Below are 15627 nucleotides of genomic sequence, written 5' to 3' on the forward strand. Positions count from 1 at the left end.
GCGGAGACTGCACCACCGCGCGGTCGGAACTACAGCAGCACGAGGTCGTCGCGGTGGACGACCTCTCGTTCGTACCCGGGGCCGAGAGCCGCCGCCAACTCGGGTGTCGAGCGGCCCAGCAACGCCGGGATCTCCACAGCGTCGTAGTTGACCAGCCCGCGCGCGACCGGCGCGCCGGAGTCGGCGTCGATCAGGTCGACCGGGTCACCGGCCGCGAAGGAGCCGTCGACCGCGGTGATCCCGGCCGGCAGCAGCGACTTGCGCCGGGCGACAACGGCGGCGACAGCGCCGGGGTCCAGGTGCAGGCGCCCGCGCGGCGTGGTGGCGTGGGCCAGCCAGAAGAGCCGGGCCGCCGGCCGGTGCTCGACCGCGTGGAAGAGCGTGCCCACCTCGTCGCCGTCGAGGGCGGCGGCGGCCAGCGGTGCCGCGGTGAGCACAACGGGGATGCCGAAACCGGTGGCGATCCGGGCCGCCTCGACCTTGGTGACCATGCCGCCGGTGCCGACACCGGACTTGCCGGCCGTGCCGATGGAGACGTCGGCGAGATCGGCGTCGGAGAGGACAACCGGGATGCGGCGGGAGCCGGGCGCCGACGGGCTTCCGGTGTAGAGCGCGTCCACGTCGGAGAGCAGGACCAGCAGATCGGCTTGCACCAGCACCGCCACCAGGGCGGCCAGCCGGTCGTTGTCACCGAACCGGATCTCCTCGGTGGCGACGGTGTCGTTCTCGTTGACGATCGGCAGCGCGCCCAGGTCGAGCAGCTTGCGCAACGTCCTGTACGCGTTCCGGTAGTGCGCCCGCCGCGTCACGTCGTCCACGGTCAGCAGCACCTGCCCGACGGTGAGCCCGTGTTTCGCGAAGCCCTGGGCGTACCGGCCGATCAGAAGGCCCTGGCCCACGGAGGCCGCGGCCTGCTGGGTGGCCAGGTCGCGCGGACGCCGGCGCAGTTTGAGCGGGGAGAGCCCGGCGGCGATCGCGCCGCTGGAGACGAGCACCACCTCGCGGCCCTGCGCGGCCAGACCGCCGAGGACGTCCACGAGGGCGTCGACGCGCTGTTCGTCGATTCCGCCGGATGCGGTGGTCAGCGAGGACGACCCCACCTTGACCACGATCCGGCGCGCGCCGGTCACCTGTTCACGCACCTGGCCCATTCTGCTCGCCGGGCGCTGCGCAGCCGGGATGCGATCCCATATCGTGGCGTCGGTGACACCGCAGGAGTACGTGGAAGAGGTTCTCCGGCTCGTGGAGAGCATCCCCGAGGGCAGAGTCATGTCCTACGGGGCGATCGCCGACGTGCTGGCCGACCGGTCGGGGCGTAACTCGGCGCGGCAGGTCGGCACGATCATGGCCCGCAACGGCGGGGGTGTCCCGTGGCACCGGGTCGTGACCAGCGCCGGGCGGATGCCGCCGGGTCACGAGCAGGAGGCACGGCAGCGGCTGCTCAGCGAGGGTGTGCCGGTGAAGGGGGAGCACGTGGACATGACCCGCGCGAGCTGGCTGCCCTGATGGAGACGGGACAGCCGAGCCGGACGGCGTTCAGCGCGGCCCGTTACCGGGCGGCCCATCAGCTCATCGAGGGCGGCGAGATCTTCTCCGATCCGCTGGCCGTCCGCATCCTCGGGGTGCCACCGGATGCCGAGGAGGCACCGGGCCGCCGGGCGATGCGGTTGTTCATCGCCGCCCGCACCCGTTTTGCCGAGGACGCGCTGGCCGAGGCGGTGCGGAACGGCACCCGGCAGCTGGTGGTCCTGGGGGCCGGGCTGGACACGTTCGCCTACCGCAATCCGTGGCCCGAGCTGCACGTCTTCGAGGTCGACCACCCGGACACGCAGGCCTTCAAGCGTCAGCGGCTGGCCGAGGCCGGCATCGCGGTGCCGGAGGGCGTGACCTACGTGCCGGTGGATTTCGAGCGGGAGAAGCTGACCCTGCCGGTCGGCCCGCAGGCGTTTTTCCTCTGGCTCGGAGTTGTTCCGTACCTGACGCGCACCGGCTTCGACGAGACGCTGGGCCTGATCGCGGCGACACCGCGGTCCGAGGTCGTCTTCGACTACGCCATGCCGCCGTCGTCGATGGCCACGCCGGAGAAGCAGGCCGCGCTGGAGGTCCGGGCGGCCCGCGTGGCGCGTCTCGGTGAGCCCTGGCAGACGTACTTCCTGCCGGACGACCTCGCCGCCGAGCTGCGCAAACTCGGTTTCGACCAGCTCGAGGACCTCGGGCCGTCCGAGCTCGCGGCGCGCTGGTTCGGCCGCCCCGACGTCCCGAAGGACACCCCGGGCGGCCACGTCGTGCACGCCCGTCAGACCTGACGGAAGCCGATCAGCGTCGCCGCACCGCGCATCTGGAAGTCGAAGAACTCCCGGCGCTGATCGATCGTATTGTTGAGCTGGCCGAACAGCTCAGCATTGATCGCGCCGCACATGTGGATCCATGCGGCGAGGCTGCGGGCGACGGCCTGCGGTGGCGCGCCCTGAGCGGCCTGCTCGGCGACCACCCGGAGCTCGTCGCCGAGCTTGCCGGCGATCGGCTCCCCGATGTCGACGCCGCCGGCCAGGACGGCGTCACGCACGATCGCGCCGATCAGCAGGATCACCCGGATGGCCGGCCCTACGGTGTCGGTCGGCGCCTGATACCCGGGGACCGGACTGCCGTAGATCAGCGCCCACTCGTGCGGGTTGGCCAGAGCCCAGTCGCGCACCGCGTGACAGACCGCGAGGAACCGGTCGAGGAAGCCCGCGGAGGGGTCGACCGCCTGCTCGGCGGCCGCGCCCACCGCGTCGTACGCGTCGATGATCAGCGCCGTGAGCAGCTCGTCCCGGCTGGCGAAGTAGCGGTAGACCGCTGACGAGGCCATGCCGAGGTCACGGGCGACCGCGCGCAGCGACAGGTTGGCCCCGTCGGTGGCGAGGTGGCGCCGGGCCACGGCTTTGATCTCGTCGGTCATCTCGGCACGCACCCGGGCCCGGATCGAAGCAGCGGTCATGTCGCCAAGTGTGCCACAAAAGAGAGCACTGCTCTTGCGGTCGAGCCGAGAGAGTGGCATCGTTGTTCTCAACAGAGAGCAGTGCTCACAAAGGAGAACGTCATGTCGCATCACGTGATCGTCGGCGCCGGACCGATCGGCTCGGCCGTGGCCCACCAACTCGTTGACCAGGGAAAATCAGTCCGGATGGTGACCCGCAGCGGCAGCGGCCCCGAGCACCCGCTGATCGAGCGGGTGGCCGCCGACGCCACCGACGCGGCGAAGCTCACCGAGCTGACCCGCGGCGCAGAGGCGATCTACAACTGCGCCAACCCGAAGTACACGCAGTGGGAGGCGCTCTGGCCGCCGCTCTCCGGCGCGATGCTCACCGCCGCCCGCGAGACCGGCGCGGTCCTGGCCACCACCGGCAACCTGTACGTCTACGGTCCGGTCCCCGGCGGCCGCATGACCGAGCGCAGCCCGCTCGCCGCCACCGGCCGCAAGGGCCGCGTCCGCATCAAGATGTGGCAGGAGGCGCTGGCGAGTGGCGTCCGTACGGTCGAGGTCCGCGGTGCGGACTACGTCGGTGCGGGTGCGGCCTCGATCTTCTCCGCCGTGCTGCTCCCGGCGATCGCCAAGGGCCGCACAGCGTGGGCGCCGGCCGACATCGACGCACCGCACACGTTCACCTACACCGGCGACATGGCCCGCGCTCTGGTGCAGCTGGCCGCCGACGAGCGGGCCCACGGCCGCGCCTGGCACGTCCCGTCGCCGGCCCCGATCAGCATCCGCGAGCTGGCGCAGCGCTACTACGCCGTCAGTGGCGCCAAGCCCGTGCCTCTGCGCCCGCTGCCGCGCTTCGTGATGCGGACGGCCGGTCTGGCGATCCCGATGGCCCGCGAGATGGCCGAGATGGACTACCAGTTCTACGCGCCGTTCATCATGGACAGCACCGAGACCGAGCAGACCTTCGGCCTGACCCCGACCGACCTGGACACGGCCCTGCGGGAGGTCGCCGCCGATGCCGAGGCCACGGCCAGCCGGACTATGTAGCCAGCAGCAGACCGACACCGTCGCGGCGGGGGTCACCGGCGGCACCGCCGACCCCCACCGCCGTGACACCACCGAAGTAGTGGTTGATCTCCGGCCACTCGTTGATCGTCCAACCGGCGTCGGCCAGCGCGTCCAGCTCGTCGCGGGGAAGGCCCGGCTCGGCGTGGACCGTGTCGTCGACGACGTGGAAGCGCGGACGGGAGGTCGCCGCCGGCATGTCCAGCCCGTCGACCAGTACACCCAGCAGGGTGTCGACCAGCGCGGTCCGGATCCTCGAAGCACCCGCGGACCCGGCGGCGACGGCCAGGTCCCCGGCCGCGTCGATGACCACCAGCGGGCACATGTTCGACGACATCCGGACGCCGGGCGCCAGATCGTCGGTGATCAGCTCACCCTCGCCGAGCATGGAGTTGAGGTTGACGCCGAGACCGGGCAGCCAGACCGCGGCGCCCAGGCCCATCGTCGTGGTGATCACGCAGGCGTTGCCGTCGGCGTCGACGACGGAGACGTTGGTCGTGTCGCCGATCTTCTGCCGGCCCCGGTCGCGCAGGGCGGCCGCGACCGCCACGGCCCGGGCCGGACGCTTCAGGTCCGTCAGGTTGCCGGGCAGGGCGGCGATCGTGTCGACCGTACGGTTGAGATCGTGCCGGGCCCGCACCCTGTACGCCCCCAGCGTCGCGTGGTCCACCGGCGTCTCCAGCACCCGGTACGCGGCCAGATCCAGCGGCCCGAGCGCCCCACCACCGGCCCGCACGGTGTCGACCAGCAGCGACGCGTACGCACCCGTGTAGAAGAGTCCGGGCCCTTCGGAGGCGAGGCCTTCCAGCGCCGCCGCCAGTCCCGGGTGGAAGAGCAGGTCGCCGCCCTGGAGCAGCTTGCCGTTCGGTGCGTAGATCGCGGCACCCTCGCCGTACGCGAGAGCCGGTGCGCACGCCTCCAGGGTCCGGGCGTGCGCGGCCGGGAGGATCGCACCCGTCCTGGCCAGGCCGATCGCCGGCGCGACCAGGTCCGCCCAGGGGAGCCGCCCCCAGCGCCGGTGCACCTCACCGCAGCCGGCCGGGACGCCGGGCACGGCCACGCTGGCGCCGCCGATCGAGTAGACCTGCGGCATCCCGCCGAAGAAGACGTCGATCGCGATCATCGGACCGGCCTGCCGGTCGCCGTCGGTGCCGGGCACCGAGACGAAGAAGTCGAGGCACGTCACCGAGCCGGTCGCGGCGTCGAAGTAGGTGGCGAACCCGCCGCCGCCCAGCCCGGTGTAGATGGTCTCGGTGACGCAGGTGGCGAGCACGGCGGCCACGGCGGCGTCGGCCGCCGAGCCTCCGGCCCGGAGGATCTGCATCCCGGCTTCGGCCGTCGCCGGATGGCTCGCGGCGACGCCGGCGGCGACCCCAGACGCTCGTGGGGAAATCTCCATTCGGCGAAGCGTAGGCCCCACGGCCCGCGGATGGTTACCATCCGCGTCCATGACGGTCGCTGGTCCCTCGCAGGACGTACGCCTCCCGCGGCGTGTTGTCGCCGGATATTCGCTGGGCTCGCTGGTGACCGGACCTTTCGGGACAGTGCCTGGTCTGCTCCTTCTGCCCTATCTGACCGACACGCTCGGTGTGACCGCCGGTGTGGCCGGTCTGCTCGTGCTGCTGCCCAAGGCCTGGGACGTGCTCGTCAATCCGATCGCCGGCCGGATCTCCGACCGCAGCGGTGATCGGCGGGCCTTCCTGCTCGGCGCGGGCCTCGCCCTCGGTGTCCTCTTCGCGGCGATCTTCGCCGGGCCGTTCGCCACCGGGGCCGCGGCCGGCGCCTACGTCGCCGTCGCGTTCCTCGCCGCGGCCACGGCGTTCGCGTTCTTCCAGGTCCCGTTCGTGGCGATGCCCGCCGAGATCACCTCCGGCTACGCCGAGCGCACCCGCCTGATGACCTGGCGTGTCGCCGTCCTGGCCCTGGCCATCCTGGCCTCCGGCGCGCTGGCCCCGCTGGTCGTCGACCTCGGCGGCGGCGGCCTGACCGGCCACCGGTGGTCCGGCGCGTTTGTCGGCGCCCTCATCGTCGTGGGCACCCTGGGCGTCTTCGCCGGTACGCGTACAGCCCCGTCCCGTTCCCCGGCCGAGCAGGAGCCGAGCCTCCGCGCCCAGCTGAGGATCGCCGCGGCGAACAGGTCGTTCCGGGTCCTGCTGCTCTGCTACATCGTCCAGGCCGCCGGCATCGGCACGATGCTCGCCGGTGTCCAGTACTTCGCCGACCACATCATCGACCAGGACGCCGGTGCGACGTTCCTCTTCGCGGCCTTCGTCGGCCCGGCCCTGCTGGTGATGCCGGTGTGGAGCCGGGTCGGCGCTCGCCACGGCAAGCTGCGCGGCCTGATCGCCGCTTCACTGCTGTTCGCCGCCGGCGCGCTGGCCCTGCTGCTGTCACCGGCACTGCCCGCCGTGCCGATCTACCTGATCGTCGCCCTGGTCGGCTGCGGCTACGCCGGCCAGCAGGTGTTCTCGCTGGCGATGCTGCCCGACCTGATCGAGCAGGACACCGTCCGCACGGGCCGCCGCCAGGCCGGCGTCTTCACCGGCCTCTGGACCGCCGGCGAGACGCTCGGCCTGGCCCTGGGCCCGGGCATCTACGCCCTGATCCTCCAGCTCTTCGGTTATGTCTCGTCGTCGACGGGCGAGGCCGCAGCCCAGGACTCGACGGCCCGCCTCGGTGTCCTGCTCGGCTTCACGCTCGTCCCCGCCCTCCTCGTGGGCGCTGCGGTCACCCTGCTCCGCCGGTTCTCACCGCCGGACGCGGCGTGACCTTCACCCCTCGAACCCGGTGGGCCGACGCGCCGGACTCGATCCGGACGGCGGTTGCCGAGGCCCTCGGGTCCGCGGTGGTCGACCACACCGACCTGCACGGCGGCATGTCGCCCGGCCCGGCCGTGAGACTGCGCCTGGCCGACGGACGCCAGTCCTTCGTCAAGGCCGTCTCCGCCGAGGTCCGAGCCCACAACCACCGGATGATCGCTCAGGAGTCGGCGATCCTGGACATCCTGCCGCCCTCGGTCTCCGCGCCCCGGCGCCTCGCGACCGTCGAACGCGGCCCCTGGATCGCCCTCGCCACGACCTGGGCCACCGGCACAACCCCGGAGCTGTGGACCGACGTGTCGATCGAGGCTGTTGCGCGGGCCTGCCGGACCGCGAACGGTCACGAGGCGCCGCGCACACTGCCGCCGGTCGTGCAGCGCATCTTCGACTTCGACGGCTGGCTGCGCGTCCGCGAGCTGGGCACGGCCGACGACTGGGAGGCGTCCCACGCGGGCCCGGCGGCCGAGGTGGTGGCGGGTTGGGAACGGTGGACGGCCGGCGACGCGCTGGTCCACCGGGACCTCCGCCTCGACAACACGGCAGTCGACGCGGAGGCAGGCTCGGCGGTGCTGCTCGACTGGGCGTACGCCTCGGCCGGCGCCCCGTGGATCGATCTCGCCCAGCTGGCGGCGGACGTGGTCGCCACCGGACACGCTTCCGGCGAGCGCGTGGCCACGGATCGGGCCTACGGACTGCTGGGGACACTCCCGCCCGAGGCCTCGCGGTTTGTCGTGGCGCTGGCCGGGATGTGGAGCATCCGCGCCGCGACGGTCACGAGTTCGGTCATGCCGGGCATCGCTGCCTGGCGCCGCGCGAGGACAGCCGCGTTGCGTCCCCTGGTGTCCCGGCTGATCGCCGACCTGTCGTAATCGGATTGCCGGGCCGCACGATTCGCAGGGACGATCGGCGGCGTGACGATCGTGGGTCTGGGTGACGAGGTTCCGAGCGGTGCCGTTGTGGTTGTCGTTGATGTGATCCGCGCCTTCACGACCGCGGCGGTTGCTTTCGAGCGGGGCGTGACGGACATCGTCTGCGTGCCGTCGGTGCAGGCGGGGCGGGGTTTGCGGGCGCAGCATCCGGACCGGCTGCTGGTCGGTGAGAGCCATGGGCTGCGGCCGGCGGACTACGACTTCGGCAACTCACCGGCCGACCTGGCCGCCGCCGAGCTCGACGGTCGCGGGCTGATCCAGGCGACCTCGAACGGCACGCGGGGGCTCGCTCAGTACCCGGATCCGGCCGCGTTGCTCGCGGTCGCGGCGGTGAACGTCGGTGCCACCGCGCGGTGGATCAGACAGCATCACCCCGCCGTCCCGTACGCGATTGTCTGCACCGGCTCGACGGCCGAGGACCGGGCCTGTGCGCGCCACCTGAGCGCTCTGATCGACGGGCTCGAGCCGAGGCGGGAGGACCTGGTCGCCGGGATCGAGGAGGGCGCGGCCCAGCACGCCGCGGCGTACGCCCGGAAGCCCGCCGCCGATCGTGTCGACCTGTCCCGGGACCTGCCGTTCTGTCGCGAGGTCGACCGGTCGGACTTCGCGATGGTCGGTGAGATTCGTGACGGCCACGTCAGGCTGCTGAAGGTCTAGGTTCGAAGCATGATCGAAGCGTTGCCGTCGACGGGTGTTCCGGCCGGGCAGGTGCTGGCCGAGCTGCAGGAGTTGCGGACGGCCGACCTGCCCACGCACGGCGGGCGGCTCTTCGCGTACGTCTACGACCCGGACGTCGATGGGCTGGACGAGCTCGCGCGGGCCGCGTACGCGATCTCGGCGCACGTCAACGGTCTGGACCCGACCGCCTTCCCGTCGCTGCTGGCGATGGAGAACGCCCTGGTCACCTCGGCCGCACGGCTGCTCGGTGCCGGGCCGGGCACCACCGCGCCGGACGTGGTCGGCAGTGTCACCAGCGGGGGCACCGAGTCGCTGATCCTGGCGGTGAAGGCGGCCCGCGACGCCCACCCGGAGATCACCGAGCCGCGGCTCGTGGTCCCGTCGACCGCCCACGCGGCGTTCGCCAAGGCCGCGCACTACCTGCGGGTCGCGCTCGACGTCGTGCCCGTCGGACCCGACCTGCGGGCCGACTCCGTCGCGATGGCGGCGGCGATCCGGCCCGAGACCGTGCTGGTCGCGGCGTCGGCACCCTCGTACGCCCACGGTGTGGTCGATCCGATCACGGCGATCGCCGCCGCGGCCGCCGAGCGGGGTGTCCGCTTCCACGTCGACGCCTGCTTCGGGGGCTGGGTCCTGCCGTACCTGAGGCGGCTCGGCGCCGAGTTGCCCGAGTTCGACTTCGGCGTCCCGGGTGTCACCAGCATCTCGGTCGACCTGCACAAGTACGCGTACGCGCCCAAGGGTGTCTCGGTTCTGCTGCACCGGGACGCGGGGCTGCGGATGCCGCAGTTCTTCGCCTACGCGGACTGGCCCGGATACACGATGGTGAACCCGGTCATCTCGTCGACGCGCTCCGGCGGCCCGATCGCGGCGGCCGTAGCCACCCTGCGGCACCTCGGTGACGACGGCTACCTGCGGCTGGCCGGGAAGACCCGTGACGCTGTCGGTGTGCTGGCGGACGCGGTCGAGGCCACCGACGGCGTACGCCTCTTCGCGCCCCCGGAGACCACCGTCGTGTGCCTGACCACGACCGACGGCGTCGACCTGTTCGTCCTGGCCGACGAGCTGGCGGCGCGGGGGTGGCACACGCAGCCTCAGCTCGCGTACGCGGAGCTGCCCGCGACCATCCACCTGACCGTGACCGCCGCGGTGGGAGCGACCGCCGCGGAGTTCGCGAAGGATCTGGCCGCAGCGGTGAGCGCGACGCGCGACCGCGGCCCGATCGACCTCCCGCCCGCGCTGCTCGAAGCCGCCGGGGCGCTGACCCCGGCGATGGTCACGCCCGAGCTGATCGAAGGGCTGGCCGCCGGCCTGGGGCTGGGCGACAACATCGCGGGCAGCATGGCCTCGGTGAACTCCCTGCTGAACATCGCGCCGGCGCCGCTGCGGGAGGCGTTGCTCGCCGGCTTCCTGAGCCTGCTCCAGCGGCCCACCTGGTAGGGGGTAGGTTGGCCACGTGTCCGGTCTGCCAGGAGTGCTCGGGGATCCCATCAAGTTCGTGCTGAACTGGGGTCGCCGCTACTCGCTGTGGGTCTTCAACTTCGGTCTGGCCTGCTGCGCCATCGAGTTCATCGCGACCAGCATGAGCCGGCACGACTTCATGCGGATGGGCGTGATCCCGTTTGCGCACGGTCCGCGCCAGGCCGACCTGATGGTCGTCTCCGGCACGGTCACCGACAAGATGGCCCCGGCGATCAAGCGGCTGTACGACCAGATGCCCGAGCCCAAGTACGTGATCTCGTTCGGTTCCTGCTCCAACTGCGGCGGGCCGTACTGGGACTCGTACTCGGTGACCAAGGGTGTCGACCAGCTGATCCCGGTCGACGTCTACGTGCCCGGCTGCCCGCCGCGGCCCGAGGCGCTGCTGCACGGCATCCTGCGCCTGCAGGAGAAGATCGCCGCCGAGCAGTCCGGGCTGGGTGGCGTGCCGCGCCCCGACCCGCTGATCCCCGGGCCGCCCGCGCAGCCGCGTGACGCCGCTTCGCTGACAGCTCCGGCGGTCAAACGCCCGATCTGAGTCGTGTCTGTGGCATACAGCTATCGACTCCGAGGGCTAGTGTGCGAATCATGAGCGAGCAGAGCCGCGCGGACTTCATCATCGACGTGCTGACCAGGGAATTCGGCGCATTGATGGCCCTGGATCCCGCGGCCTTCCGGCGCAAGTTCCGCAAGATGGCGGCCTCGCCGTTCGCGTTCTACCGGGGCAGCGCCTCGCTCTTCTACGCCGACCAGACCGGCGCCTACCGCGACGACCGCTTCCTCGACGAGCACACCAGCCGGGTGTGGATCCACGGCGACCTCCACGCCGAGAACTTCGGCACCTACATGAACTCGTCCGGCCAGCTGGTCTTCAACGTCAACGACTTCGACGAGGCGTACGTCGGGCCGTTCATCTGGGACCTCAAGCGGTTCAGTGCCAGCGTCGCCCTCATCGGTTACAGCAAGGCGCTCTCCGACGACGTGATCTCCCAGCTGGTGACGACGTTCGCTCAGGCGTACCTGACCGAGTTGCGTGCGATCGCGGCCGGCGGTGACGACGCGATCGGGTCCATCACCCTGGAGAACGCCGACGGGGTCCTGCGCCGGGTGCTGCAGGAGGCGCGGCTCAACACCCGCGTCGACCTGCTCGCCGGCCAGACCGTCATCGACGACTACGAGCGCCGCTTTTCGCTCGGCGACGGTGTCTACGACGTCGACGAGGAGACCGCGGCCACGGTCACGGCGGCCTTCAAGGACTATCTCGAGACGATCCCGTCGCACGGCGCCTCGGTGTCGACGACCATCAAGGACATCAAGCTGCGCAAGGGTGTCGGCATCGGCTCGGCCGGGCTCCCGTCGTACAACATGCTGCTCGAGGGGCACACCCAGGCGCTCGAGAACGACGTGATCATCTACATGAAGCAGGCGCAGGTCCCGGCCGTCGCCCGCTGGGTCGACGACGAACGGGTCCGCGGCTACTTCAAGCACCAGGGTCACCGCACCGCCGAGTCGCAGCGGGCCCTGCAGGCGCACGCCGACCCCTGGCTGGGGTACACCGAGCTCAACGGTGTCGGCCAGCTCGTCGCCGAGGTCTCGCCCTACGCCGCCGACCTCGACTGGGCCGACGTCAACGAGCCCGAGGAGCTCACCGGAGTCATCGCCGACCTGGGTCGTGCGGTCGCCCGCATGCACTCGGTCGCCGACGACGAGTCCAGCCACGACCTCGTCGACTTCTCCACCGAGGAGGCCATCGTGGCCGAGGTCGACAAGGACGAGGCCGGTTTTGTCGCGGTCCTGGTCGACTTCGCCCACAAGTACGGTGACCAGGCCCGCGAGGACCACCAGGACTTCGTCGACCTGTTCCGCAACGGCCGCCTCCCGGGCCTGCAATAAAACCTCAGACCGGGGTCACCCGGTACGCCCACCCGGCGCGGTTCCACGCGGCCTGATCGGGCACCGTGACGATCAGCAGCGTTGTTCCCTTCGGCAGCGACAGGATGTCGTTCAGGCTGGTTGCGGGATCGACGTTGCAGGGAACCTCGGCCGTGACGAGGGCCTGGCTGTCAGCCGTCAGGTCGCCGCCCGGTGGCACCGCCCCCACGGTCATGGTCAGGTTGCCGGGTCCGGAGCAGACGACCTGCAGCTCGAAGTCGCCGGTCCGGCTGTAACCGGTGGCCTCCTCACCCCGCAGCTGCTCGGTCGTCACCTGCACCGGCACACCCGCACCGCCCTGAGGGAACACCGCCGCGGCGCGCCCGGCGTTCCAGCTCGACTCGTCCGACGGCACAGCATCGGGGTCGTAGAGGGCACCCTCCGGCCGGTAGTCGCCGCTGCCGTCGCCGTCGCCGAGCTCCAGGGCGTACGCGGAGTGGCCCGCCGCGGACCCGTCGCCCTCGGCGGTGATCACCACAGGGCCTCGGTCCGGCAGCCGGAACGTCATGACGGAGACGAGCGCGTCGTGGGCGCAGGAAACGATCTGGCCACCCAGCACGGCCGTCTCCTCGGCGCTGCGGACCAGCTCGGCGTCGACGCGGACCGATCCGGCCCCGGCGCAGGTCACCGCCAGGGTGTAGCCGCCCGCCGCGAGATCCGGGAACGTCAGCCTTCCCTCGGCCTCGACCGCGCCGGTCCGCAGGCGGCCCGTCAGTTTCGGCAGCTGACTGTCGAGGGCCAGCCTCGCGGACCCGGTCAGGTCGGCCGGCGACTCCTGCCGTTCCGGGGTGCGGGGCAGATTGATCGCGACCACACCGCCGGTGACGGCCAGCGCGGCAGTAGCGGCGGCAACAACGGTCCGGGTGGTCCGGCGGCGGCGCACGGTGTGGCGGGCGGCCGCGGTGCCGGGCGGGCGGACCTCGGGCAGGACCCCGGCGCGCAGGTCGGTGAAGAGCTTCTCGAGCTGATCAGGCACGGCGCACCTCCTGGTGGGTCGTCTCGGTGGGAGCAAGCTGGGCGGCCAGGGAGGCGCGGGCCCGGTGCAGCCAGGACTTCACGGTGCCCTCGGCGACACCCTCACGCTCGGCGATCTCGGCAACCGTCAGATCGGCGAGGTAGCGCAGCACCATCGCGCGGCGCTGAGCCGGCGGCAACGTGCCGAGCGCGGCGACGAGGGCCACCCGCTCGGGGCTCGGCCCGGCCACCTGCGCCTCGGTCACCCGCTGCCTGCGCAGGAAGCCCAGCGCCGTACGGGTGCGGCGCCACTTGCTGACGGCCAGGTTCCAGGCGACCCGGCGGATCCAGGCGACCGGATCGTCGTAGCGGGAGACGGTGCGCCAGCGGGCGAGGGCACGGCAGAACGCCTCCTGGACCACGTCCTGGGCTTCCTGCCGGTCCCCGAAGTACGCGTACAGCTGCACGGTCAGGTCGCCGTAGTGCGCGGCGTACAGCTCGTCGAACGACACTGGGCTGTCCGGCACGGCTGCGTGCGTCTCCGGTCTGATGGCTGTTGCCTCCGATGTCACGGCGACAACACGCCCCGATCCATCGAAGGGTTGCAGTCGGCCGGGGCAGATCTTCGCCGGATCATAGGATGTGCGGCATGACGCCCGAAGAGGTCGGCGAGCGGATGGTCGCGCTGCTGACGGCCGCCGAAACCGACGCCCCCGCCGAGGGCGAGATCACCGCCGGTGTCTCCGGTGGTGGTCCGGGCCACGAGCGGGCCGTCGTGGACGTTCCGGCCGCCCGCTGGTGGGCCGCGCTCGACGCCGCCCGCGACCCGGGCGCGCTGGGCTGCGACTTCTTCGACTGGCTCTCGGCCGTCGACGAGCTGGACGAGGGCTTCACGGTCGTCGCCCACCTGTGGTCCAGCCGCCGCAAGCACGGCCTGCTGCTGCGCGCCCGCCTGAGCCGGGAGAACCCCGTCGTCGAGTCGGTGATCGACCTCTTCCCGGGTGCCGCCTGGCACGAGCGGGAGACGCACGAGATGTTCGGCATCAGCTTCTCCCGGCACCCCGACCTGCGGCCGCTGCTGCTGCCGCCGGGCTTCGAGGGCAATCCGCTGCGCAAGGAGTTCGTGCTGGCCTCCCGGGTCGCGAAGGCCTGGCCCGGTGCCAAGGAGCCGGGGGAGTCCGAGGCCGGCACGGCCAAGCGCGCCCCGATGCGCCCGCCGGGTGTGCCCGATCCGAACGAGTGGGGCCCGATGAAGGGCAAGGTCCCGCCACCCGAGACCCGGGCCCGCCGCGTCCCCGGCGACCGCCCGGCCCGTCCTGCGGCCGGCGACCGCCCGGTGCGTGCGCCAGGCGACCGTCCGGCGCGCCCAGCTTCCGGTGACCGCCCGGCCCGGCCACCCCGCGAAGACGCAGAAACGCCCGCGGCAGCGCTGACGCCCCCGGAAACCCCGGCCGCGCCGGACGCCCCCGCCGCGTCGCAAACGCCGGCCGCGTCGCAAACGCCGGCCGAGACTCCGGCCGCTGAGACCGCGGCGGCCGCTGCCGCGCAGGTCAGAGCCGACGAAGCCGCGGCCGCGAAGGCGCCGCCCGTGCAGGCCGCCGCCGCCGAGAGCGCCGCCTCCGAGGCCGCCGCGACACAAGCAGCCGCCGAAAAGGCCGCCGCGGACGAGACCCCGGCACCCGAGGCCTCCGGCACACCGCCGGAGACCGGAACGCCGCCGAAGACCGGCGGAGAGGACGCCTGATGCCGCTCTGGCTCGACCTTCTCGTCCGCGTGGTCGCCGTTGTCGCGGCCTTCCTGGTGCTGCCGCTGGTCGTCGGTCAGGCCGAGCACAAGGTCATGGCGCACATGCAGGGCCGCCTCGGTCCGATGTACGCGGGTGGCTTCCACGGCTGGGCCCAGCTCGTCGCCGACGGCGTGAAGTTCGTGCAGAAGGAGGACATCACCCCGCGGGACGCCGACCGGCGGGTGTTCCAGCTGGCCCCGATCGTCGCGCTGTTCCCGTACCTGATCGTGCTCCTGGCGATCCCGCTGGGACCCGGCGGCCTGGTCGCTCAGCGTCTGGACATCGGGTTGTTCTTCGTCCTGGCCGTGCTCGGTGTGGGTGTGGTCGCCGTGCTGATGTCCGCGTGGGCGTCGGCCAACAAGTACAGCCTGCTCGGCGGGCTGCGGGGCGCCGCGCAGCTGCTCGGTTACGAGTTGCCGCTGGTCCTCTCGGCGGCGAGTGTCGCCATGGCCGCGGGCACGCTGAGCCTGTCCGGCATCGTCGAGGCGTGGACGCCGTGGTGGCTGCTCTGGCAGGCGCCCGCCGCGCTGGTCTTCTTCGTGTCCGGCCTGGCGGAGATCCGGCGTCCCCCGTTCGACATGCCGATCGCCGACTCGGAGCTCGTCTTCGGATACCTGACCGAGTACACGGGCCTGCGGTTCGCGTTCTTCCTGCTCGCGGAGTACGTCGGGATCGTGGTGATCGCCGCGCTGACCACCGTGCTGTTCCTCGGTGGCTGGCACGGGCCGGCAGCCGAGCACCTCGGCTGGCTCTGGACGCTGGTGAAGATCTTCGCCGTGTCGTTCGTGGTCATCTGGCTGCGGGTCACCTATCCGCGGCTGCGCGAGGATCAGTTGCAGCGGCTCTGCTGGCTGGTCCTGGTGCCGGTCGCGCTGGCCCAGCTGGTGCTGACCGCGGCGGTCAAGGTGGCGATGTAAGAGGGGGGCCAGCCCTACCTCGATACGCCCACTGGCCGGATCGAATCGAAGGCCGCGCACCGGAAGGCTCGAAGGGTCCCGACAACAAGACCCCGAGGAGTTC

The 15627-nt window shown here is 71.9% G+C and carries 16 protein-coding genes; 11 read left to right on the forward strand and 5 right to left on the reverse strand.

What is annotated here, in order from left to right; translation table 11 throughout:
* Positions 1 to 29: 29 nt before the first annotated feature.
* On the reverse strand, positions 30 to 1142 hold the full coding sequence (proB, locus tag AFR_RS04200; protein WP_193786353.1) for a glutamate 5-kinase: 1113 nt from the start codon (positions 1140 to 1142) through the stop codon (positions 30 to 32).
* A 61-nt stretch (positions 1143 to 1203) separates the two neighbouring features.
* Here proB and AFR_RS04205 point away from each other — a divergent pair, with 61 nt between their 5' ends.
* The gene (locus AFR_RS04205; protein WP_041841778.1) at positions 1204 to 1506 is read left to right on the forward strand and encodes an MGMT family protein; all 303 of its coding nucleotides are present in this window, start codon (positions 1204 to 1206) and stop codon (positions 1504 to 1506) included.
* On the forward strand, positions 1506 to 2306 hold the full coding sequence (locus AFR_RS04210) for a class I SAM-dependent methyltransferase (protein ID WP_023358068.1): 801 nt from the start codon (positions 1506 to 1508) through the stop codon (positions 2304 to 2306). Before AFR_RS04205 ends, AFR_RS04210 begins: the two co-directional genes overlap by 1 nt.
* On the opposite strand, the gene AFR_RS04215 is transcribed toward AFR_RS04210, so the two are convergent.
* Positions 2297 to 2980: a TetR/AcrR family transcriptional regulator gene (locus tag AFR_RS04215; protein ID WP_023358069.1), complete on the reverse strand. Its 684-nt coding sequence runs from the start codon at positions 2978 to 2980 to the stop codon at positions 2297 to 2299. The two genes, AFR_RS04210 and AFR_RS04215, sit on opposite strands and share 10 nt — an antisense overlap.
* A 102-nt stretch (positions 2981 to 3082) precedes the next feature.
* On the opposite strand from AFR_RS04215, the gene AFR_RS04220 reads away from it, so the two are divergent.
* Positions 3083 to 4012 carry an NAD-dependent epimerase/dehydratase family protein gene (locus tag AFR_RS04220; protein WP_023358070.1) on the forward strand — a complete coding sequence of 310 codons (930 nt, stop codon included), beginning with the start codon at positions 3083 to 3085 and terminating at the stop codon, positions 4010 to 4012.
* Here AFR_RS04220 and AFR_RS04225 read toward each other — a convergent pair.
* Positions 4005 to 5429, reverse strand: a complete 1425-nt coding sequence (locus AFR_RS04225; RefSeq protein ID WP_041840595.1) for a gamma-glutamyltransferase — start codon at positions 5427 to 5429, stop codon at positions 4005 to 4007. The two genes, AFR_RS04220 and AFR_RS04225, sit on opposite strands and share 8 nt — an antisense overlap.
* A gap of 49 nt (positions 5430 to 5478) precedes the next feature.
* On the opposite strand from AFR_RS04225, the gene AFR_RS04230 reads away from it, so the two are divergent.
* From AFR_RS04230 to AFR_RS04255, 6 genes are read left to right on the forward strand one after another with little or no spacing between them, the layout of a single operon-like run.
* A complete protein-coding gene (locus AFR_RS04230; RefSeq protein WP_023358072.1) occupies positions 5479 to 6798 on the forward strand; it encodes an MFS transporter in 1320 nt (439 codons plus the stop codon).
* On the forward strand, positions 6795 to 7718 hold the full coding sequence (locus AFR_RS04235) for a phosphotransferase (RefSeq protein ID WP_023358073.1): 924 nt from the start codon (positions 6795 to 6797) through the stop codon (positions 7716 to 7718). Before AFR_RS04230 ends, AFR_RS04235 begins: the two co-directional genes overlap by 4 nt.
* A gap of 42 nt (positions 7719 to 7760) precedes the next feature.
* Positions 7761 to 8435, forward strand: a complete 675-nt coding sequence (locus AFR_RS04240; RefSeq protein WP_023358074.1) for a 2-phosphosulfolactate phosphatase — start codon at positions 7761 to 7763, stop codon at positions 8433 to 8435.
* 9 nt (positions 8436 to 8444) lie between these two features.
* Positions 8445 to 9896: a pyridoxal phosphate-dependent decarboxylase family protein gene (locus AFR_RS04245; RefSeq protein WP_023358075.1), complete on the forward strand. Its 1452-nt coding sequence runs from the start codon at positions 8445 to 8447 to the stop codon at positions 9894 to 9896.
* Positions 9897 to 9912: 16 nt separating this feature from the next.
* The gene (locus AFR_RS04250; RefSeq protein WP_023358076.1) at positions 9913 to 10473 is read left to right on the forward strand and encodes an NADH-quinone oxidoreductase subunit B; all 561 of its coding nucleotides are present in this window, start codon (positions 9913 to 9915) and stop codon (positions 10471 to 10473) included.
* Positions 10474 to 10523: 50 nt separating this feature from the next.
* On the forward strand, positions 10524 to 11828 hold the full coding sequence (locus AFR_RS04255; RefSeq protein ID WP_023358077.1) for a DUF2252 domain-containing protein: 1305 nt from the start codon (positions 10524 to 10526) through the stop codon (positions 11826 to 11828).
* 4 nt (positions 11829 to 11832) lie between these two features.
* Here the strand turns inward: AFR_RS04255 and AFR_RS04260 are convergent, their stop codons facing one another.
* A complete protein-coding gene (locus AFR_RS04260) occupies positions 11833 to 12843 on the reverse strand; it encodes a hypothetical protein (RefSeq protein WP_023358078.1) in 1011 nt (336 codons plus the stop codon).
* Positions 12836 to 13348, reverse strand: coding sequence for an RNA polymerase sigma factor (locus AFR_RS04265; RefSeq protein WP_052359320.1), 513 nt, complete (start codon positions 13346 to 13348; stop codon positions 12836 to 12838). Before AFR_RS04265 ends, AFR_RS04260 begins: the two co-directional genes overlap by 8 nt.
* A gap of 122 nt (positions 13349 to 13470) precedes the next feature.
* Between AFR_RS04265 and AFR_RS48765 the strand changes: the two genes are divergently transcribed.
* Positions 13471 to 14565: an NADH-quinone oxidoreductase subunit C gene (locus AFR_RS48765; protein ID WP_023358080.1), complete on the forward strand. Its 1095-nt coding sequence runs from the start codon at positions 13471 to 13473 to the stop codon at positions 14563 to 14565.
* The gene (locus AFR_RS04275; RefSeq protein WP_023358081.1) at positions 14565 to 15524 is read left to right on the forward strand and encodes a complex I subunit 1/NuoH family protein; all 960 of its coding nucleotides are present in this window, start codon (positions 14565 to 14567) and stop codon (positions 15522 to 15524) included. The genes AFR_RS48765 and AFR_RS04275 overlap by 1 nt, the downstream gene beginning before the upstream one ends.
* The last annotated feature ends 103 nt before the right edge of the window (positions 15525 to 15627 follow it).

The organism is Amorphoplanes friuliensis DSM 7358, assembly GCF_000494755.1.
Lineage (GTDB): Bacteria > Actinomycetota > Actinomycetes > Mycobacteriales > Micromonosporaceae > Actinoplanes > Actinoplanes friuliensis.